Consider the following 19,118-nt stretch of genomic DNA (forward strand, 5'->3'; position numbering starts at 1 on the left):
GCAACTTCTTAATGGAATAAGAAGGGTGCATTAAAAGTATCTGTTAAGGTGTCCAGAGAAGATTAGGAAACCGAAACATACAACGTGGAACGTAATTACAATCGCAAGGATGCGTGTGAATTTATTGTTTGGCCAAAACTTATGCTTTTTGTTTTTTCGTTCGAAAATATCGAATAAAATAAACAGTGCGGCATGATATAGACCATAAATAATATACTGCGCAACAGCGCTTCCTTGGATATGCCAAATTCCCATAATGAAAAAGTTTAAAAATGCACCGATATATGAAATTGTGTAACGGTTCTTAATTAACTTTTTCTTCGTTGCAAAAAAGACGAAACGCATGTAAATAAAATCACGGAACCAGAATGATAAACTCATGTGCCAGCGGTTCCAGAAGTCTTTAATATTACGACTAAGGAATGGCTTATTAAAGTTTTCTGGCGTTTTAATTCCCATCATATAACTTACACCAATTACAAAAGAGCTATAACCAGCAAAATCAAAGAATAGATATAAGCTATAGCTATACATGTAAATCATATTTGAAAAGATTGTATCGTGTTGAGCGAATGCTGGATCCATACAATATTGCTTTATTAAGTAAGCAATAATAAATTTATACAAGAAACCTTGGAAAATACGATTTAGTCCTGTATATAGTAAATTTTGATATTCTTCAGCGCTAGGTGGCTTTTGAATATCTTTTTGGAATCTTCTGTAACGATCGATAGGTCCTGTTGAAATTGCAGGGAAGAATAAAACGAATTCCCAGAAGTTAAAGAAAGAAAGCTCTTTAATTAAACCATCACGAACTTCAAATACCATTTGAACTGCTCTGAATGTTACGTAAGATATACCTAGAAAAACAACAAGTTTTAACTCAGGTAATAACGATGCAAAGGGTGCGATTTTTGCCAAAATAAGAGGCAAAATCGATAAAATAACAGCTATGCAAAATGTGAATGTACTATTATTTTGCTTTCTTAAAATTAAATAGCCTTTAATAAGGGCATATTGCCAAATAATAAATGCAGCTAACATCATTGCTTGCTTTGGTTTATCTGAGAAGATAATAGCAAGCATGACTAATGTTAAAACGGCATTATATTTACGCAACATTTTACCTTTTAATCCAGCTATGATAGTAGGTATTAATAAAATGCCCACTATAGCGAAAAAATAAAATGATCCATATGCGGTCATGCTGTAACCTCACTCAATAATTTTTTGCGATCTACCTTTCCATTTGGTGTCATTGGAATAGAAGATTGATACATGAATTTACGTGGAATCATGTAGTTTGGTAATCGCTCATTGAGTTCTTTTTTGATTGCAGATGTTAATTTGAATTCTTTTTCAAACGAATGCTCTCCAGGAACAACAACCGCTAATAAATAATCGTATTTCTCACCTTTTTTAATTGGAACGATAACTGCTCCCTCTACGTAAGAACACGCACGAAGGTGATGCTCAATTTCTTCTAATTCCATTCGATAACCATGCAGCTTAATTTGGAAATCAAGACGACCATTATAGAATAGAAGACCATTTTCTACATAGCCAGCATCGCCTGTTTTATAGGCGCGCTCACCGTCAATCATAGTAAATGCTTTTTCTGTTAATTCAGGGCTTCCTAAATATCCAACGCTTACGCTTGGACCGACAATTACGATTTCACCTTTTTCACCATCAGGTGCAATCGTGCCATCTTCTTTCATAATAAGAAGGCGACAGTCTGATTTACAATAGCCAACTGGAAGTGATTTGTATTGATCAAGTACTTCTTCTGTAACGTGAATACCTGTTACAGCGACAGTAGCTTCTGTTGGACCGTACGTATTCATAATTGTTGCATTTGGGAAACGCTCAATTAATTTTCTAGCTACTTCATTTGGTAATACTTCACCGCAGAATAAGAATGTTTTCATGTTCGGTAGCATACTCTCAGAGAAGGATGCTTCCATTAAACACATTTCAGCGAAAGAAGGTGTGGAAGTCCATACTTGTATATCCGATTGCTCTAAAGAAGCAAACAAGTCTTTTGGACGCGCAATCATATCTTTATCGATTGCCCAAAGTGTACCACCTGTTACTAATGATGGGTAAATATCCATGACAGATAAATCGAATGAGAAAGGTGCTTGGTTTAAGAATACTTGCCCTGTTTGTAAGTTGAAATCTTCTACAGCCCATTTTGTAAAGCTAACAAGGCAGTTATAAGTAATCTGAACCCCTTTCGGATTACCTGTGCTTCCTGATGTGTAAATAATGTAGAAGTTCTCATCACCTTTTACCGCATGTTCAGGATTTGGAGTGTTCCCTTTATGAGTAAAGAAAATATCTTTTAAGTTGTCTTCACTTACGATGCGAACTGGTAAATCAGTTACAGTTACTGCTGCTGCCGATAAAAGTAATTTCGCACCAGAATTTTCAGCGATACGTTGTACACGATCAGCTGGGATAGATAAATCTACAGGAATATAAGCATGTCCAGCTTTTACACATCCTAAAAAGTTAATAATCATTTCAGGTTGCATATGGCCATACACCATAATTGGTGAACGATCATCTGGATACGCAGAAGAAATCCAATGTGCTAACGCATCAGAATCTTCCTTTAATTGTTTGTACGTAATTTTCGCATCTCGCCAAACAAAAGCAGTTTGATCAGGCGTTTCAATAGCCCACTTTTCAATTAGTTCTAATAACTTCATAACGTTCCCACCCTAGAATTCATTGTAAATAAATGTACTTGTGTTTGTATCATGGAATCCATACAACCAAAGTAATGCAAATAAAATTGCAAGGTAATAAACCGTCTTTGCAATCCATTGTGTGAGTGGTCGAGACCATATCTCTTTTAATCTTTCCATGTCTTTCCCTCTCTTAATGAAATAATAGCTCTTTGTAGGTATCATGTCCTACATTATTGTGAAAAAAACAAAATCCCACATTTTAGGTAAAAATAAGTCAAAAGGCTCTTTTCTGATATTAGCACTAAATACTAAAAAAGAAAATCCCTAACTTAGCAATTATATTACATTCAGCATGAATTTGTAATGGGTTTGATATGTAAATAGGAAGTGGATTGTGTGAATGTATAAAATTGCCCTGAGAGAATGTATAGAAATGCAATATTTGTTTGCATTTTTTCATAGTTAATGTATGAATTCCTAAAGTTTCTTAAAAGGAGGAATCTCTAATGAAGAGGGTTTGGAAGGATCTTATTTCAGAAGAAAACATTATAAAATGGAGACGACATTTCCACAAGTATCCGGAATTATCATTTCATGAAAAAGAAACTTCGAAATTTATATATGATACATTATGCTCGTTTTCTTCTTTTGAAGTAACGAGACCGACGAAGTATAGTGTACTAGCAATTAAAAGAGGCGTGAAGCAAGGGAAAGTGATTGCGATTCGAGCTGATATAGATGCTTTACCAATCCAAGAGGAGACAAGGAAATCTTATACGTCTGTAAATAAAGGAGTGATGCATGCATGTGGGCACGATGCTCATGCAGCTATTTTATTAAGTACAGCAGAGGTGTTATCAAATATGAAGGAAGAGTTTGTAGGGGAAATTCGTCTATTCTTTCAGCATGCAGAAGAAGTATACCCTGGTGGTGGACAAGAAATGGTCGAGGCGGGCGTTATGGACGGTGTTGATTATGTAATAGGTTTACATGTTATGTCTGGATTGGAGAGCGGAAAGATAGGCATTGCGTATGGGCCAATGATGGCAGCTCCAGACGTATTTACAGTTGAGATTCAAGGCAAAGGAGGACATGCAGCACGTCCAGAAGAAACGATTGATCCTATTGTTATCGGAGCACAGATTATTACAAATTTACAACATATCGTATCAAGAAATACAAGTGCTTTCATGCAAAGAGTCGTTTCAGTTACGCAGTTTCATGGGGGAATGGCTGATAATATTATTCCAAGTACAGCAACTTTAATGGGAACTGTACGTTCTTTTAATCAAACATTAAGAATAGAAGCGGAAGAAAAAATTGAGAAAATCGTGAAAGGAATTACAAAAGCACATGGAGGAGATTATACATATACGTATCGTTACGGATATGATCCTGTTATTAATGATGAATATATTACGAAAGTAGTAGAAGAAAGTGCACTACATTTGTTTGGGAATGAGCGTGTTGTGAAGCTTGAACCTTCTATGGGAGGAGAAGATTTTTCAGCATATTTAAGAAAAGCGCCGGGTTGTTTCATTAAATTAGGAACAGGTAATGAAAATATAGATACTTGTTATCCACACCATCATCCGAAATTTGATGTGGATGAATCAGCATTAATTTGTGGAGTGGAGCTATTTTTAGAGACGACTATAAGGTTAATAAAATCATAGAAAAACAAAAAAAGGCAACTGCGCTCTATTGCAGTTGCTTTTATTTCTTTCCGTCAGAGAGGGCTGAGAAAGAACTATGCTCATTCATAGTATATGAATAGCTAACGGACAAGCTTGTACATTTTAATCATTTTTTTAAAAATAGTTGTTGACATTGATAATCAATGTCAATTAATCTAAATGTAGTTGAAATTGATAATTATTATCAATAGGATGGATGCGACATGTTAATGAGAAAAAAATTTCACCTTCTACGGAGGGGATTAAAAGATAAAAATAAAGATGTTGATCAGCATATGGAATGGCAACGAAATATAATTCGGTCTGAATATGTAGATGAGAAGAAGAGTATTCAAACAGAAAAAGAGATACAAAGTAAAGGGAGAGGTTCAGTTGAGTAAGTTAGTAATGATTTTTGCAAGTATGAGTGGAAATACAGAGGAAATGGCTGACCATATTGCCGGCGTAATTCGTGAAACAGAAAATGAAATTGAAGTTATTGATATTATGGATTCACCAGAAGCTTCTATATTAGAACAGTATGATGGAATTATTTTAGGTGCATACACTTGGGGAGATGGTGATCTTCCTGATGATTTCTTAGATTTTTATGATGCAATGGATTCTATTGATTTAACTGGGAAAAAAGCGGCAGTATTCGGATCATGTGATTCGGCTTATCCGAAATACGGAGTGGCGGTTGACATTTTAATAGAAAAGCTACAAGAGCGCGGTGCAGCAGTTGTGTTAGAAGGACTAAAAGTAGAATTAACGCCAGAAGATGAAGATGTAGAGAAATGTTTACAGTTTGGAGCTGAATTTGTAAAACACCTTTCTTAATGGCAGAAGGGAGATGAAGAGCAAGTGCATGAGAAAATCTCAATTAAAACGATGACAGATTATCATTTGTATGATTTTATGCGGTGTCCGCATAAATTTTATTTTCGTCATATAAAAAGAAGAGAACCTTCTTCATTTGAATGGCAACAAATAGCACAAATGATTGTGAATCAAATTATTAACGAGTATTACACGCTACCTGCGGGTCAACAAACGAAAATTGTACTTTTAATATTAATAGAAAAGTGTTGGAAAAAAGTAAGGATTAATATGTTTGCTTCGAAGACAGAGTACTATATTGTATTAGCGAAGCTAACGGATCACTTATTACAGTTTGTTGAAAGGGATGATAGTCAGACACCACCATTGTTTTTATACGAGAAGTTTCAAACATATATGGAAGAGTTAGGTGTCCACATGTCATTGACATTTGAAGTTGGTGAGTGGAGTGCTGAGTCGTTTGTAATTAAAAAGTATGTTGTCGATGCAGATGAGGAAATGCTTGCTCTTTGTCAGAAGCTAATAACAGTATTCAGTTATAAAGCTTTCGGCGTTCTTCCAGGAAAAATTGAAGTTATTAATTTAATAGAAGGAACTAAGTATGAGTACATTCCGAAACAGGAAGATATTATAACCGGAATGGCTGATTTATCTAGAATGAAAGAAATGTTACAGCAACCTGAGCATTATACAGAGCGTCATTTTCGTTCTGAGTGTATGAGTTGCGCGTTTCGTAGCGAATGCCAAAGGGAAGAAGTAAAGAAAGAAGCGAAGCAGAAGAAAAATATCGTACATTAAAGGATGCAATTTTGCATCCTTTTTTGTTATTGACATGAAAAGCTTTTCATCATTTACGGTATATTTGTAGCAGATTTTAATAAAGTGAAACTTTAATCAGTGGGGGGTTGTTCATCCCCCACTGATTATTAGCCTTAACCAATCGGGCTTTAACGGGCAGCCCGCCCCCCACCTAACTTCTTTGCTTCCGCTGAATTATGAGGTGGGGGTCTTACTGCCCGCAAATAGCGGGATAAAGGGAGGAATAATTAATGAAAGATGAAACGAAAGTATTTCAATGGTTAAAAGAACAAAATGCTCCTTTTGAAATTCAACTGCAAATCTTACAGGCATTTCAATTGTATAAAGTTATTGTTGAAATGGATAAAAAGTTAATGATGTATGAGGAGAGAGTATATAGGGAGAGAATGTAATCTCATCCCTGTAATATCATTTTTAGCTGTTCTGTACCTGTAATGAATTCGAGTTCATTCTCTGACTCAAAGTTATAAATAATATTATGTAATAAAGGACTGTATTGATAAAAGGTAGTAATGCGGTGAATGAGTAATGGATCATGATGAGAAATAAGTGTACTGTACTGTTCATATACAGAAGTAGTAAACTCATGTCCGAAATCATAATATAGTCCTGCAAAATCAAAAGCAGGATCGCCAATTTGCGCATCACCAAAATCGATAACACCTGAAATGCTTTTGTTCTGCTTGTTAAATAAAATGTGATGATGTGTAAAATCAGCGTGAATGATTGTGTTTTGAAAAGTGGATGTAGCTAAACATGCAAAGAAATTTTCAAATAAGCGATTTAAGGCTAGTTTCTGTAATGAAGTAAGGTTAGTAGTGAGATATTGATTTAATTTTGTTTGTAGCTCTTTCCAGTAGGTACATGTTTTTTCAATAGGGAAACATAGCGGTGTAACTTGGTTTAAAGGAATACTATGTAGTACCGTAAGGAAAGTAGCTAATTGTGTAATAATTGCTTTTAGCTCTGTATCCTCCAGATTGGCAACTGTTTCTGTTTTTAATGGTTCACCATGAATGAGAGTATAGTAACTACAAAGAGGAACCTCCTCAGATTCATTTTTATAAATTAGGTGATATTGTGGAACTTCGATTTCTTGTAGTGATTGAGTGAGAATTGTGCATAGTTCTTTTTCTAACGGAATTCGCATTGCATATTCCTGTTTTCGCGGGAAACGAAACAGTAGCTCATCATTTACTATAACTGCTACATTATCCCATCCTTCTTCATTTTGTTTATATGAACGTATAGAAAGATTAGGCAAAGCTTCTTTTATATAATGTTTGTAAGAGTCCATAATTGTTCCTCGTTTCTGAGTTAAGTTATTCTACTTTATGATATCAGAATTTTCTTTCTATATGTTAAAATATAGCTATCATTATGAAGAAGGGCGGGAGTATTACGAAAAAAAGACTGTTAATCATTTCTCTATGTATCGCTTTTGTATTGTTTTGGTCATATAAAGAGGAGGTTTTTGCTACCTTTAAACCGATTGATCAGTACGGATTAAATAAGGAGTTAAAGAATAAAAGTATAGAAAATTTAACTCATAATGAAATGAAAAAGGTAGGAGAGCATTTTGTGACTGAACAACTATCAGTGTTTGAGTTTAATAATAAAGAAGATGTGAAACGAAAAGGTGAAGAAATATTTTTAAATAGAGGGTATGAACAATTAATGGAAAATTATTATCCAAATCGTTTTCAAGAGTTAGAGTATAAATTTACAAACGAGGAGATACGTGAAGAGACAGATGAGAGTTTTCTCTATCAAGCTGTAGCGTACGTTGCGGGTACTGAAAATGGTAAGAGAAGCGAAATGAAATTGAATTATGAAGTGAAAATTGTAAAGGTTAATAATATATTTATGGTGCTAGAACAAAAGCAGCGCGTACAATAAAGGAAATTCATTGCTCAATAGATCATTTGGGGGTGTACTACTTAATGCGGAATAAAAAGGCCCTCAAGGAATCAAGGACCTTTAAAGATTTTCATTTTGTTGACCAAGTTCTTTTTGAGCAATATATAAATTTCCTTGCTCTACTTGTTTAAGTGTATGAACAGAATCGCCTGCATATCCTTTTTGTGTTTTAACAGTTCTTTTGGAACGATTGGAATTTTGTTTCTTCATATAATAGGCCACCTTTCATCAAAAATAAACGAAAATGATAAGTATGAGTAATACAGCAGCGAAAATGGTAATGCCCATTAAAAACGAAGTGTTTTTATATTTAGGTGGCTTATGTACATCTTGCCGATATCCAGGTGAAATTTCAGGGGCAAATTCTTCATCGAATGGTTGCTTTTTTTCTTTTTCGTCCATATGTACCCACCTTTCTTTTTCATTATATTATACGTTACAAGAAAAAATATGCATAAAGAAAACAGCCACTTTATTATTAGCGGCTGTTTTGTGTTGTATATTTTCGTTGTACTTGAAAGAGACGGATAAGTAGGAAGGCAGCGCCAAATGCTAGACCGATAATAAGACCGATCCAATAGCCTTTTGCGGCCCATTCTGTATACGTTGCTAATATGTAACCTAGTGGTAGACCTATTATCCAATAAGCAATTAAAGTCATAATTAGAGCAACATTTACATCTTTATAACCACGCAGAGCTCCTTGTACAGGGGTTGCAATTGCATCTGAAATTTGAAATAAAATCGCAAAGATAAGAAATTCTTTTGCTAAATGATGAACTTTTGCATCTGTCGTATAAATAGAAGCAATTTGATTATCAAAGAAGTAGAGAAGAATCGAATATAATAAAGCAAAGGCAAGGGCTAATCCAATTCCAATCAGTCCGTATTGTTTTGCATTATCGTAACGTTTTGCTCCAACTTCGAATCCGACTGCAATAGTCATTGCCATTGCTAAACTGAGCGGAGTCATATATAACAAGGAAGCAAAGTTCATAGCTGCTTGATGAGCTGCAATAGTTGTCGTACTAAAATTACTCATCATGAGCGTTACCGCAGCAAAAATACTCGTTTCAAAAAAGATAGCAAATCCGATAGGAACGCCAAGCTTTAAGAATGCTGTCCAACTAGAAAGAGAAGGGCGATATAATTGTTTGAAAATGTTGAAAGAGGCAAAAGGCTCTTTCGTCTGAATAATAATGACTGTAATAATTAAAATGCACCAATATGTTGCAGTGGAAGCAATTGCTGCTCCGACACCACCAAGCTTTGGGAAACCGAAGTTACCAAAAATTAATAGGTAATTTAATATTACGTTAATTGGTAATGATAGCAATGTAATAATCATCGTTGTTCGAGTTTTTCCTAATGTATCAATAAATCCACGTAAAACAGTGTAAGTGAATAAAGGTATAATTCCTATTGCGATAATACTTAAAAATTGAGCTGCAATTCGTTCCACAGGTTCTTCTAAGCGCATGCCGTTTAAAATAGGTGAAACGACGAAGAAACCGATGAGGATAACAACGAAGCTAGCACAAATTGCTAAATAAACTGCTTGTATGACAACGTGGGGAACGTCCTTTTTTTTCTTGGATCCGACGAGCTGTGCAACAATGGGAGTAGTAGCCATTAAAATTCCTGTTAATCCCGTACTAACTGGAAGCCATATACTTGTTCCAATTGCAACACCTGCTAAATCAGTTGGACTTGCATGTCCTGACATTGTTGTATCAAAAAAACTCATCGCAAATAATGACATTTGCGTTACGAAAATCGGAAAAAATAGTAATACAAATTGCTTTAACTTTTGTGAAAATGAAGTAGTTTCTTTCATAAAATCCCCTTTCCATATAAAAAAACAAACTCTTACTATCATACAATTTAATCAAAGATTAGAAAAGAAATACGCGCCTACAACATATGAAACCAATAAAAAAAGGATGCACTTTGAAAAGGGATAAGGTATTATGATAAGGTGTGAAAAAATTACATATTATTTGTTATTAAGGAGGCACTACTTGTGGCTGATTGGTTAATTGGTTTAATCATGGGTGCTGTTGAAGGGTTAACAGAGTTTCTACCAGTATCATCAACAGGACATATGATTTTAACAGGACATTTAATTGGATTTGACGATGAGAGAGCGAAAGTTTTTGAAGTTGTTATCCAATTGGGATCGATTTTAGCAGTTGTTGTTATATTTTGGAAGCGTCTATGGTCGTTAGTTGGAATAGGTAAAGTAACAGACGGACCATCGTTAAATTTATTACATATTATTATCGGGATGATTCCTGCCGGGATACTTGGCGTATTATTCCATAGCACTATTAAAGAGGTTTTATTTGGTCCAGGACCAGTTGTTATTAGCTTAGTAGCCGGTGGTATTTTAATGATTGTTGCTGAGAAGTTTTCAAAACCAAGTACAGCAAGAACGTTAGATGAAATCACATATAAACAGGCATTTACAATTGGAATGTTTCAATGTTTAGCTCTTTGGCCAGGATTTTCTCGTTCTGGTTCTACAATCAGTGGTGGTTTATTAGCTCGCGTGTCGCATACAGCGGCAGCTGAATATACGTTCATTTTAGCGGTGCCGATGATGGTAGCTGCAAGTGGATTAGATTTAATTAAAAGCTGGGATGTATTAAGCTCGGCAGATATAACGCTATTTGTAACAGGATTTGTAACTGCATTCGTTGTTGCGATGCTTGCAATTGTTTCATTCTTGAAATTATTATCTCGTGTGAAACTAACACCGTTCGCTTATTATCGTTTCATTTTAGCTGCGGTATTCTATTTCTTCATTATGTAATAAAAAAAACTGCCGAGCTCGGCAGTTTTTTTTATTTTACTATTTTTTCCACCATATTTTCCATTACATGCTCCCAAAGAGAAGTATCATCAGCTAATGTAGCACGGAAATTAGCATACATTTCTTTTTGTTTTTCTTCGAATGTTGGATCTTCTTTTTCAGGTAATGTAGCGCGCATTGAAGTTACTAATTCTTGTACTTTTGGAGCGCGTGGTCCAAAGACGGCTTGTTCATTTCCATCTTTATCAATGAAAATAAAGATTGGAATCGCACGTGCTGTTCCATTTGTTAAATATTGATCCATTAATTCTAAGTTTTCGTCGCGAATTAATAAACTCATTTCAATATTTGCAACTTCAGAAATTCGTTTCATAACAGGTACGCATAAAAGAGCATCGCCACACCAATCAGCAGTTAATACGATAACACGCCAGCCGTCATTTTGACGTTCTTCTAATACAGGGAGTAATTCATTTGGAATTAAAAAGTTATTGTAAATGTGTAGTAGCTCATATTGGTTTACTTGCATTTCATTCACATATGTATCAAAGGACATACCTTTATCAGCCCATTGTTGTAAGTTCATAATTAGCACCTCTTTAGTAAGATTTGCTTTCATTGTACCAATTTTTATATAGAAAAGCTTGTATTCTTACTCTTTCTCGTCACTTAATAATTTATTTAAGAGGAAAAAGAATAGTACGACACATAATTCAGCTATGTTGGACATTTGTACGCTTTCTATCCAATCATCAGCAGTATGAATGACGAACCAATCTAGTGTAATTTCAATGAATGAGAAAAGAGTAATAGAAATCCAATTTGGCATGTTTTGTGTCAGTGGATATAGCAGCGCTTTGAAGAAACTGAAGATGAAAAATGTAATACTGTCTAAGAAAGTGATTAATAAAAAAAAGAGAAGTAACGCATTACGTGAACTATACTCTATACCTGTAATTTGAAAGATTCCTACATATACAAAAAATATAAATGCAAAAACTATAATGAGAAAAAGAGCAATAATACTAATGATAATCGTTTTATCTTTTAGGCTGAGATTTGAGAACTTCTCCTCCTCACGCATTAAAATACCCCCTTTTTCTGGAAGTTGACTTCATTTTATCATGAAATACATATTAAAAAACTACGAATTATGGGAAAATAAGGTGACAAAAAGTAAGATTTCATGTAAAATTATTAATAAGGTTTTTATTTAACTAAATGAAATAAAAGGAGCTGTCAATGTTGTCTCAAAATCGAGAGCAATTAATGGAAGAACTATCGACAAATGTGTTTGCTATGTTTCGCACATTGCGTAATGATATCGGAAAAATATTCGGTGGTTACATACCGTGGAATGAATTCATCGTCCTGAGAATATTAAATCGTACGAATAAAGAAATGGTATCGCGTGTAGCAAATGAATTAAATGTGTCGAATAGTCATATTACAGCTGTTACAGAAAAATTAATTAATAAAGGTTTTGTAACTCGTTCACGTTCTACATCAGATCGCCGAGTTGTGTATTTAGAGATTACAGAACAAGGGAAAGATTTAGTTGCGAAAATGGAAGATGCGAAAAAACAATATTTACAAGAAAGATTCTCTGCACTTTCAGAAGATGAAATGAATGTAATGATTTCAATTTCCAAAAAACTTATTTAAGTGATTATAAACAAGAAAACGCTTACGTGATGAAATAGAAGATCTTCCTTATATATGGGAGGTCTTCTTTCGTGTGTAATAGATGTTAAAAAATAAAATGTGTATGAAAAAAGATAGAGCGCCATACTACTAATACAAGGAAGGGAGGGAGAAATATGACGAATCGTAACGGTAGTAAAGGGAGCGGTAATCAAGGATCACCAAAGTCCGGCCAGTTCAATCAGGAATTTAGCACTGAATTTGAAACTGGTAATGATAATAAAGGGAAAGAATATCGTTCTAAAAAAGGGAGTAAATCAAAAAAGGAGTGAATATATTTCACTCCTTTTTTGATTTAAGATGCTGCCGATTGATCAGTATTATATTTTTCTTCTGATTTTGCGACAATCATTGCGCAAATTGCATCACCAGAAATGTTTACAGCTGTTCTAGACATATCTAGAATACGGTCAATACCGATAATTAAAGCGATACCCTCTACTGGTAGATTTACTTGATTTAAAACCATTGTAAGCATTACAAGTCCAACACCTGGCACACCAGCAGTACCGATACTAGCTAGTACAGCAGTTAATACGACCATAGCTAATTGCGGTAATGTAAGTTCAACACCGTATACTTGAGCGATAAATACAGTGGCTACCCCTTGCATAATGGCAGTACCATCCATATTAATAGTTGCCCCTAGTGGTTGTACAAATGAGCTTATCGCTTTTGGAACGCCAAGCTTATCTTGTGCTGTTTTCATTGCAAATGGAAGCGATGCATTAGAGCTAGATGTACTAAAGCCAATTGCCATTACTGGTCCGAAATGTTTAAAGAAACGAACAATACTTTCTTTTGCTAATACCTTTAATAAGCCACCATATACAAAGACCCCGTGAATAATGAGTACTAACATAACGACAATCATATACTTGAACATCGCAGCGACGCCTGCAAGCCCCATTTTACCAACGGATGAAGCGAGCAAACCGAATGTTCCAATTGGGGCTAATTTCATAACGAGATTAACAAGATACATCATTAATTCGTTGCCCTGTTCAAGTAATGAATGGATACCTTGAACTCGTTTTCCTAAAATAGCTATACCGAGTCCAATCAATACGGCAAAGGCAATGATTTGTAACATGTTTCCGTCAGCCATCGCTTTTGCTGGGTTATCTGGTACGATATTTAGCAATGTGTCGACGAAAGATGTTTCAGTTTTTGCACCTTCATACTTAAGACCTTCTGTTTTAAAATTACCGCCAGCTCCTGGTTTTATAATAAGTGCAAATGTAACCGCTATAGAGATGGCAACCGCAGTTGTTACGAGAAAGAATGAAATTGATTTTAAACCGATTCTTCCAAGTTGTTTCGGATCTCCAAGGCCGGCAGCACCAAGTACGATAGAAATGAACACAACAGGAACAACTAGCATTTTAATAAGTCGAATAAATAATTGACCAATTGGGTTGAACACATATTGATTTAGTGGCTCAAAGATAGATGGAGCAGCTAAATTTAGAGTGAGTCCAACAACTAGACCTAGAAATAATGCGATTAAGATTGCTTTTGTTTGTTTCAATAAAATCCCCCCTTTTGTTTTTGCGAAATTTCTTTCTAAAGTAATTATACCGAAAAAATACCTAATTTGACAATATTTTCTGAATTTTTCGGTTTTTATTTAAGTGTAGATAGACTGATTTTGTGTTTGGAAAATAAAATAGACCATCACATAGGATGGTCTAGGGAAGGGGACAATTTATGTCAATTTAATTAGGGATGGAAGTTGCTTTAAGACACTGGGGAATGTCTTATAAATTAGGGAGGAACAACTTCGATACATATACTATAAAAGGTAGGTGTGACTCTCATGTGAACATAGGGTGAAAGAGAGAGGGAGTTTTAAATAAAAGATAGAAAGACAAAAAAATAAGACCATCATTTATAAGATGGTCAAGGAAGGGGACAATTTATGTCAATTTAATTAGGGATGGAAGTTGCTTTAAGACACTGGGGAATGTCTTATAAATTAGGGAGGAACAACTTCGATACATATACTATAAAAGGTAGATGTGACTCTCATGTGAACATAGGGTGAAAGAGAGAGGGAGTTTTAAATAAAAGATAGAAAGACAAAAAAATAAGACCATCATTTATAAGATGGTCAAGGAAGGGGACAATTTATGTCAATTTAATTAGGGATGGAAGCTGTTCAAAGACACTGGGGAATGTCTTATAAATTAGGGAGGAACAACTTCGATACATATACTATAAAAGGTAGATGTGACCTCTGTGTGAATATAGAGTGAAAGAGAGAGGGAGTTTTAAATAAAAGATAGAAAGACAAAAAAATAAGACCATCATTTATAAGATGGTCAAGGAAGGGGACAATTTATGTCAATTTAATTAGGGATGGAAGCTATTCAAAGACACTGGGGAATGTCTTATAAATTAGGGAGGAACAGCTTCGATACATATACTATAAAAGGTGGATGTGACCTCTATGTGAACATAGAGTGAAAGATATGGGGATTTGAAAAATAGTACATATGAAATTGTTATTGCTAACAATATTGAGTTAGGATATAGAGTTTTCCAGCATAAAATGAAAAGGAATCTGAATATAAATAAAAGTTGTAATCTATGAAAAAAAGGATTATGCTCAACTATATTATGAGAATATAAGGTTTGTCCCAATTATTTAAGGGCTTTTAAAAAGCTTTTTATTGTATGAGGGGAAAGCTTCACTTTAATAAGGGAGTTAGTGATATGGACGTAGCAAAAAAACAAGGGCTGTATAATCGTCTTATACGATTAAACCCACCACAAATATTAGCATTAGGCTTTTTCTGCTTAATTGTGGTTGGCGGTTTGTTGTTGAAATTACCATTCGCAACGAAAGCACATATTAGTTGGGTAGATGCTTTCTTTACAGCAACGTCAGCAGCGACCGTAACTGGTTTGGGAGTAGTGGATACAGCAAGTACATTTACGATATTTGGCGAAATTGTTATTATGTTTTTAATTCAAACAGGTGGTCTAGGTCTTATGACAATTGCCATTTTAATTGTTTGGGTACTAGGTAAAAAAATCGGATTACGCCATCGTTTATTAATTGGAGAAGCATTTAATCAAACAAATATAGGTGGTCTTGTAAAATTAGTAAAGCGTGTCTTTATATTTTCGATTTGTATTGAACTTATTGGGGTCATCTTTTTATCGTTTCGCTTTATTCCAGAGTTTGGTTTTGGAAAAGGTTTATACTATAGTATTTTTCATGTAATTGCATCTTATAATAATGCAGGATTTGCTTTATGGCCAGATAATTTAACAAGATATGTAGGGGATCCCATTATTAATATTGGGATTTGCTCTTTAATTGTAATCGGGGGACTCGGTTTTACCGTATTAATTGATATATGGTATAGTCGTAGTTTTCGAAAATTATCACTTCACTCAAAAATAATGATTATTGGAACAGTAGTGCTAAATGTTATAGCAATGATTGTAATTTTTGTATTGGAATATAATAATGTTAAGACGTTAGGGAATTTATCTTTAAATGAAAAACTATGGGCTTCCTTCTTTCAAGGTATTACCCCGCGGACAGCTGGATTCAATACGGTTGACTATGGAGGTATGGAAGAATCATCTATATTATTTACGATGATTTTAATGTTTATTGGTGCAGGAAGTGTATCAACAGGTGGAGGGATTAAATTAACAACGTTTGTTATCTTAATTACATCTGTCCTTTCTTTCTTTAGAAAAAAGGAGGAAATTGTTTTATTTCAGCGTACAATTAAAATGTCGACAGTAACGAGGGCCTTAGCGATTGCTGTTGCGAGCCAAATACTTATTTTTGCAGCGGTATTTATATTAATGCTTACAGAAAACTTCAGCTTTATTCAATTATTATTTGAGACAATATCAGCGTTTGGCACAGTCGGGTTAACGATGGGAATTACTGCAAAGCTATCGGCATTAGGAAAATGTATTATTATGTTTGTTATGTTTTGCGGATTAATTGGACCATTAACACTTGTGTTCTCTTTAGCACGACCAGCAAAACAAAAAATAAAATATCCATCGGAAGATGTGTTTACAGGATAAGGTATCCCGCGTTAAGCGAGATACCTTTTTCTTTTTTAGAACAGAGAGAACAGTAAACCAATTAGTGCTACTCGGAATAAAATTGCGATAAGTGCAGCAATCCCACCGACAACTGCAGCGATACCGCCAGTTACAGTAGCTCCGCGATTATAAGCGTAAATACCGAGTAAAACAGAAACAAGACCAAATAGTGTTGGGAATGTAAATAGCGATAAGATAGATAGTGCAAGAGCGATAAAACCAGCAGTTGATCCAGCGGCGGATGATTTTACAACATCTTTATCGTCTTTATCATCGTAATCATAATCAATGCGTTGTGGTGCAACCTCAGCGGCGTACTCTTCTTTATAGTCACTATAATCACTATCTATTCTATCTCTTCTTTTATAATCATCAAATTTCTCAGTCAAAGTCATGACTCCTTTCATAACAAGGTTCAATAGTAGTATGTATCTCTTTTTCTTTTTTATCCTGCTATTTGTGGGAGTCGAGCTACGTACACATCCCACTGATTAAAGTTTCACTATACCGGAGCATGTACAGGGAGTAGTATCTTATAAAAGGAGGAAAATGTTTTCTTGAAATAGGAAAAGTTAGTATGACTTCCTCTATTTTGGAAAGTATAAAAAGGAATAATGAGGAAAGGGTGCAATACATAATGGAACATCCAATTGAAAATTTAATGAAAACGGCAATGACAAATTTAAAAGAGATGGTAGATGTAAATACAATTGTTGGGAGCCCGGTCTCAACAGCTGACGGAAATGTAGTATTAACAGTATCTCAAGTGGCTTTTGGTTTTGGAGCTGGTGGAAGTGATTTTAAAGGGGATTTCATTACTGAAAAACATAACGGTGGGCAAAATCAGCATAAAGAGAACAAGCAAGGGCATCCATTTGGAGGAGGAAGCGGGGCTGGGGTTTCTATTAGCCCAGTTGCTTTTTTAGTAGTCGGTTCTAACGGTGTGCAAGTATTACACCTTAATAGTAGTACACATTTAATTGAAAAGGCTTTAAATACGGTACCAAGCACTGTAGATAAATTTGTGAATGGTCGTCGAAAGTGAACTTGCATTTTTTAGGAATTATGATATATTAGAAAAAGTGCGCTTTAGGATGATCGGAATAATTGAAATGTAAATATATATGATGTGTGGAATAAGGGAGAGGAATTTATGATTAATATCAAAAACTTAGTAGTTGGCTTATTTATGTTAGTAAGCGGCTTTGTTGTATATGTAATAAAAGAAAAAGCTCCATTCTAAAACAGACAAACCGTTACTGTCTGTTTTTAATTTGTGGAAAAAAGTTGACAAGTTATTGTATTGGTGTTAGAATTTTAGTTCGTGTCTCGGTTACAGCTAGTGTAAAGTAAATATCTCTTATGAATGCAATACGAAAAGTTTGCGAAAGATCGGGTAATTTTATCAACAACTTTTGTGAACAAACCCTATAAATTGTATTTGTAAGCTATATATGTATACTAGTGAATCAAGGAGCGGTCAGTGGAACCGTAATGATGAGAGAGAGGTAGGGCTTTCATCCAGTATATGTTACTTTCCCGTTAGGTGAATATAAAAAAGAGGACTCCTTTTAAAAGGAGTCCTCTTTCATTTTTTAAGTGCGACTTTCAACTTGTTGACAAATTTCATCCGTTGTTAAACCGTGAGCTGTAATGACTGATCCTTTAATTGATGCATCTGCAATGCCCATCACATTAGAATCTTGCCCAGTTACAACGCAACAATCACACCCTTGTGCATCCTGTTCTGAGTTAAGTGTAACAACTTCATGACCTTGTTGCTGAAGAGCTTGTTGAACGTCTGTTAATGAGTTTTCAACGCCAATTCTAGCCATAATTCTCACCTCCTACCATCTAATTGCTAGTATGCTCAAGTTCACTGCATATATTTATGAAAAGACGGTAGGAAGTAAATCTTTGTTTAGTCGTTATATACGCCAGTAAGCATTTGACTAACGAATTGATCGTTTAATGTATCTTGTGCAGAAGAAGTATTTGAATGGATGTCGATTGAAGCAATAAAATGATTATGTTCTTGCGTATTTGGTTCTACCTCTACGTAATTATCGAATTTACAAAAACCTTTCGTGTCCATTAGATCAAATAATTGCAGCATTTCTACTACCTCTTGTCTCGTTCCTTTAATTTGTACACACGCCATATTTATTTCCTCCTTCATTTTGACAAATTGTTTTTTAAAAATAGGATTATGATTACGAAATGAAAAATATGAATGTTATTTTTAGACAGCGCTATTTTGGTTATTTTCCCCCTTTTTCAGCAAAAGTCGTTATATATTCCTGGATTTATAAAATCGGACGTCCGTTTATTGAATACAATAGATTCGTATTAATTGATGAAAATCCTTCTTTTAAACAAATATTTTTTTAGTGAAAATTGGCGAAAAAAAATTTTGAACTTTTTGTAAACGTTAACAATGTTGTTAAATCAATATAATTTAAGATGTACGTACGATTAAAGATTATAAATTTTCTAAAAATTCACTTGATTTATTTAAAAAGGAGAGTAAACTAGGAAACAATAAAAAATTCATAGAACATA

At 34.5% G+C, this 19,118-nt stretch carries 25 protein-coding genes; 12 read left to right on the forward strand and 13 right to left on the reverse strand.

Annotated features, from left to right (window positions below; genetic code table 11):
* Positions 1–30: 30 nt before the first annotated feature.
* From dltB to MHI26_RS07105, 3 genes are read right to left on the reverse strand one after another with little or no spacing between them, the layout of a single operon-like run.
* Entirely contained in the window at positions 31–1,206 is a 1,176-nt protein-coding gene (dltB, locus tag MHI26_RS07095; protein ID WP_000127954.1) for a D-alanyl-lipoteichoic acid biosynthesis protein DltB, read from the reverse strand.
* Complete coding sequence (gene dltA, locus MHI26_RS07100; protein ID WP_000770497.1) at positions 1,203–2,717, reverse strand: D-alanine--poly(phosphoribitol) ligase subunit DltA; 1,515 nt, start codon at positions 2,715–2,717, stop codon at positions 1,203–1,205. The genes dltB and dltA overlap by 4 nt, the downstream gene beginning before the upstream one ends.
* Before the next feature lie 12 nt (positions 2,718–2,729).
* A complete protein-coding gene (locus tag MHI26_RS07105; protein ID WP_000440291.1) occupies positions 2,730–2,876 on the reverse strand; it encodes a teichoic acid D-Ala incorporation-associated protein DltX in 147 nt (48 codons plus the stop codon).
* Positions 2,877–3,205: 329 nt separating this feature from the next.
* Here MHI26_RS07105 and MHI26_RS07110 point away from each other — a divergent pair, with 329 nt between their 5' ends.
* The 5 genes from MHI26_RS07110 to MHI26_RS07130 all read left to right on the forward strand — a co-directional run bounded on the left by MHI26_RS07110 (position 3,206) and on the right by MHI26_RS07130 (position 6,426).
* Positions 3,206–4,375, forward strand: a complete 1,170-nt coding sequence (locus tag MHI26_RS07110; protein ID WP_061667998.1) for an amidohydrolase — start codon at positions 3,206–3,208, stop codon at positions 4,373–4,375.
* A 224-nt stretch (positions 4,376–4,599) separates the two neighbouring features.
* Positions 4,600–4,776 (forward strand): hypothetical protein, encoded by a 177-nt coding sequence (locus MHI26_RS07115; protein WP_000929008.1) that lies wholly within the window; start codon positions 4,600–4,602, stop codon positions 4,774–4,776.
* On the forward strand, positions 4,769–5,215 hold the full coding sequence (locus MHI26_RS07120; RefSeq protein ID WP_000041153.1) for a flavodoxin: 447 nt from the start codon (positions 4,769–4,771) through the stop codon (positions 5,213–5,215). Before MHI26_RS07115 ends, MHI26_RS07120 begins: the two co-directional genes overlap by 8 nt.
* A 24-nt stretch (positions 5,216–5,239) precedes the next feature.
* A complete protein-coding gene (locus MHI26_RS07125) occupies positions 5,240–6,013 on the forward strand; it encodes a hypothetical protein (protein ID WP_000544568.1) in 774 nt (257 codons plus the stop codon).
* A gap of 251 nt (positions 6,014–6,264) precedes the next feature.
* Positions 6,265–6,426 (forward strand): hypothetical protein, encoded by a 162-nt coding sequence (locus tag MHI26_RS07130; RefSeq protein WP_000651086.1) that lies wholly within the window; start codon positions 6,265–6,267, stop codon positions 6,424–6,426.
* 2 nt (positions 6,427–6,428) lie between these two features.
* Here the strand turns inward: MHI26_RS07130 and MHI26_RS07135 are convergent, their stop codons facing one another.
* Complete coding sequence (locus MHI26_RS07135) at positions 6,429–7,331, reverse strand: aminoglycoside phosphotransferase family protein (protein WP_000378989.1); 903 nt, start codon at positions 7,329–7,331, stop codon at positions 6,429–6,431.
* Between the two features lie 83 nt (positions 7,332–7,414).
* On the opposite strand from MHI26_RS07135, the gene MHI26_RS07140 reads away from it, so the two are divergent.
* Complete coding sequence (locus tag MHI26_RS07140; RefSeq protein ID WP_061667997.1) at positions 7,415–7,933, forward strand: hypothetical protein; 519 nt, start codon at positions 7,415–7,417, stop codon at positions 7,931–7,933.
* 81 nt (positions 7,934–8,014) lie between these two features.
* On the opposite strand, the gene MHI26_RS07145 is transcribed toward MHI26_RS07140, so the two are convergent.
* The 3 genes from MHI26_RS07145 to MHI26_RS07155 all read right to left on the reverse strand — a co-directional run bounded on the left by MHI26_RS07145 (position 8,015) and on the right by MHI26_RS07155 (position 9,791).
* A complete protein-coding gene (locus MHI26_RS07145) occupies positions 8,015–8,164 on the reverse strand; it encodes a hypothetical protein (protein WP_000744623.1) in 150 nt (49 codons plus the stop codon).
* Positions 8,165–8,182: 18 nt separating this feature from the next.
* Entirely contained in the window at positions 8,183–8,356 is a 174-nt protein-coding gene (locus tag MHI26_RS07150; RefSeq protein ID WP_000343556.1) for a hypothetical protein, read from the reverse strand.
* Positions 8,357–8,432: 76 nt separating this feature from the next.
* A complete protein-coding gene (locus MHI26_RS07155; RefSeq protein ID WP_061667996.1) occupies positions 8,433–9,791 on the reverse strand; it encodes an MATE family efflux transporter in 1,359 nt (452 codons plus the stop codon).
* A 186-nt stretch (positions 9,792–9,977) separates the two neighbouring features.
* On the opposite strand from MHI26_RS07155, the gene uppP reads away from it, so the two are divergent.
* Positions 9,978–10,769, forward strand: coding sequence for a bacitracin resistance undecaprenyl-diphosphatase (gene uppP, locus MHI26_RS07160; RefSeq protein WP_000796253.1), 792 nt, complete (start codon positions 9,978–9,980; stop codon positions 10,767–10,769).
* A gap of 31 nt (positions 10,770–10,800) precedes the next feature.
* On the opposite strand, the gene MHI26_RS07165 is transcribed toward uppP, so the two are convergent.
* Positions 10,801–11,388 carry a thioredoxin family protein gene (locus MHI26_RS07165; RefSeq protein WP_002040836.1) on the reverse strand — a complete coding sequence of 196 codons (588 nt, stop codon included), beginning with the start codon at positions 11,386–11,388 and terminating at the stop codon, positions 10,801–10,803.
* Between the two features lie 33 nt (positions 11,389–11,421).
* Positions 11,422–11,853 (reverse strand): regulatory YrvL family protein, encoded by a 432-nt coding sequence (locus MHI26_RS07170; RefSeq protein ID WP_001206403.1) that lies wholly within the window; start codon positions 11,851–11,853, stop codon positions 11,422–11,424.
* 161 nt (positions 11,854–12,014) lie between these two features.
* Between MHI26_RS07170 and MHI26_RS07175 the strand changes: the two genes are divergently transcribed.
* On the forward strand, positions 12,015–12,434 hold the full coding sequence (locus tag MHI26_RS07175) for a MarR family winged helix-turn-helix transcriptional regulator (protein WP_000081432.1): 420 nt from the start codon (positions 12,015–12,017) through the stop codon (positions 12,432–12,434).
* A 155-nt stretch (positions 12,435–12,589) separates the two neighbouring features.
* On the forward strand, positions 12,590–12,745 hold the full coding sequence (locus MHI26_RS07180; protein WP_000184928.1) for a hypothetical protein: 156 nt from the start codon (positions 12,590–12,592) through the stop codon (positions 12,743–12,745).
* Positions 12,746–12,768: 23 nt separating this feature from the next.
* On the opposite strand, the gene MHI26_RS07185 is transcribed toward MHI26_RS07180, so the two are convergent.
* A complete protein-coding gene (locus MHI26_RS07185; RefSeq protein WP_000814809.1) occupies positions 12,769–14,004 on the reverse strand; it encodes a dicarboxylate/amino acid:cation symporter in 1,236 nt (411 codons plus the stop codon).
* Positions 14,005–15,191: 1,187 nt separating this feature from the next.
* Here MHI26_RS07185 and MHI26_RS07190 point away from each other — a divergent pair.
* Positions 15,192–16,535 carry a TrkH family potassium uptake protein gene (locus MHI26_RS07190; RefSeq protein WP_000382144.1) on the forward strand — a complete coding sequence of 448 codons (1,344 nt, stop codon included), beginning with the start codon at positions 15,192–15,194 and terminating at the stop codon, positions 16,533–16,535.
* 35 nt (positions 16,536–16,570) lie between these two features.
* On the opposite strand, the gene MHI26_RS07195 is transcribed toward MHI26_RS07190, so the two are convergent.
* Entirely contained in the window at positions 16,571–16,945 is a 375-nt protein-coding gene (locus tag MHI26_RS07195) for a hypothetical protein (protein ID WP_000136546.1), read from the reverse strand.
* A 188-nt stretch (positions 16,946–17,133) separates the two neighbouring features.
* Here MHI26_RS07195 and ytfJ point away from each other — a divergent pair, with 188 nt between their 5' ends.
* Positions 17,134–17,601 (forward strand): GerW family sporulation protein, encoded by a 468-nt coding sequence (gene ytfJ / locus MHI26_RS07200; RefSeq protein WP_042972355.1) that lies wholly within the window; start codon positions 17,134–17,136, stop codon positions 17,599–17,601.
* A 108-nt stretch (positions 17,602–17,709) separates the two neighbouring features.
* The gene (locus MHI26_RS07205; RefSeq protein WP_000608227.1) at positions 17,710–17,799 is read left to right on the forward strand and encodes a hypothetical protein; all 90 of its coding nucleotides are present in this window, start codon (positions 17,710–17,712) and stop codon (positions 17,797–17,799) included.
* Between the two features lie 352 nt (positions 17,800–18,151).
* Here MHI26_RS07205 and MHI26_RS07210 read toward each other — a convergent pair whose 3' ends face one another.
* Together MHI26_RS07210 and MHI26_RS07215 are read right to left on the reverse strand one after the other, a co-directional pair.
* Entirely contained in the window at positions 18,152–18,391 is a 240-nt protein-coding gene (locus tag MHI26_RS07210) for a YkuS family protein (RefSeq protein ID WP_000101021.1), read from the reverse strand.
* A gap of 86 nt (positions 18,392–18,477) precedes the next feature.
* Entirely contained in the window at positions 18,478–18,717 is a 240-nt protein-coding gene (locus MHI26_RS07215; RefSeq protein WP_000752514.1) for a DUF3911 family protein, read from the reverse strand.
* Positions 18,718–19,118: the final 401 nt, after the last annotated feature.

It is taken from the genome of Bacillus sp. FSL K6-1218, assembly GCF_038006445.1.
GTDB lineage: Bacteria > Bacillota > Bacilli > Bacillales > Bacillaceae_G > Bacillus_A > Bacillus_A thuringiensis_S.

What these genes read in the sequence shown, in the direction of transcription:
- dltB (WP_000127954.1), bottom strand. Translation starts at nt 1,206, where the DNA reads ATGACCGCATATGGATCATTTTATTTTTTCGCTATAGTGGGCATTTTA.
- dltA (WP_000770497.1), bottom strand. Translation starts at nt 2,717, where the DNA reads ATGAAGTTATTAGAACTAATTGAAAAGTGGGCTATTGAAACGCCTGAT.
- MHI26_RS07105 (WP_000440291.1), bottom strand. Translation starts at nt 2,876, where the DNA reads ATGGAAAGATTAAAAGAGATATGGTCTCGACCACTCACACAATGGATT.
- MHI26_RS07110 (WP_061667998.1), top strand. Translation starts at nt 3,206, where the DNA reads ATGAAGAGGGTTTGGAAGGATCTTATTTCAGAAGAAAACATTATAAAA.
- MHI26_RS07115 (WP_000929008.1), top strand. Translation starts at nt 4,600, where the DNA reads ATGTTAATGAGAAAAAAATTTCACCTTCTACGGAGGGGATTAAAAGAT.
- MHI26_RS07130 (WP_000651086.1), top strand. Translation starts at nt 6,265, where the DNA reads ATGAAAGATGAAACGAAAGTATTTCAATGGTTAAAAGAACAAAATGCT.
- MHI26_RS07135 (WP_000378989.1), bottom strand. Translation starts at nt 7,331, where the DNA reads ATGGACTCTTACAAACATTATATAAAAGAAGCTTTGCCTAATCTTTCT.
- MHI26_RS07140 (WP_061667997.1), top strand. Translation starts at nt 7,415, where the DNA reads ATGAAGAAGGGCGGGAGTATTACGAAAAAAAGACTGTTAATCATTTCT.
- MHI26_RS07145 (WP_000744623.1), bottom strand. Translation starts at nt 8,164, where the DNA reads ATGAAGAAACAAAATTCCAATCGTTCCAAAAGAACTGTTAAAACACAA.
- MHI26_RS07150 (WP_000343556.1), bottom strand. Translation starts at nt 8,356, where the DNA reads ATGGACGAAAAAGAAAAAAAGCAACCATTCGATGAAGAATTTGCCCCT.
- MHI26_RS07155 (WP_061667996.1), bottom strand. Translation starts at nt 9,791, where the DNA reads ATGAAAGAAACTACTTCATTTTCACAAAAGTTAAAGCAATTTGTATTA.
- MHI26_RS07165 (WP_002040836.1), bottom strand. Translation starts at nt 11,388, where the DNA reads ATGAAAGCAAATCTTACTAAAGAGGTGCTAATTATGAACTTACAACAA.
- MHI26_RS07170 (WP_001206403.1), bottom strand. Translation starts at nt 11,853, where the DNA reads ATGCGTGAGGAGGAGAAGTTCTCAAATCTCAGCCTAAAAGATAAAACG.
- MHI26_RS07180 (WP_000184928.1), top strand. Translation starts at nt 12,590, where the DNA reads ATGACGAATCGTAACGGTAGTAAAGGGAGCGGTAATCAAGGATCACCA.
- MHI26_RS07190 (WP_000382144.1), top strand. Translation starts at nt 15,192, where the DNA reads ATGGACGTAGCAAAAAAACAAGGGCTGTATAATCGTCTTATACGATTA.
- ytfJ (WP_042972355.1), top strand. Translation starts at nt 17,134, where the DNA reads ATGACTTCCTCTATTTTGGAAAGTATAAAAAGGAATAATGAGGAAAGG.
- MHI26_RS07205 (WP_000608227.1), top strand. Translation starts at nt 17,710, where the DNA reads ATGATTAATATCAAAAACTTAGTAGTTGGCTTATTTATGTTAGTAAGC.
- MHI26_RS07210 (WP_000101021.1), bottom strand. Translation starts at nt 18,391, where the DNA reads ATGGCTAGAATTGGCGTTGAAAACTCATTAACAGACGTTCAACAAGCT.
- MHI26_RS07215 (WP_000752514.1), bottom strand. Translation starts at nt 18,717, where the DNA reads ATGGCGTGTGTACAAATTAAAGGAACGAGACAAGAGGTAGTAGAAATG.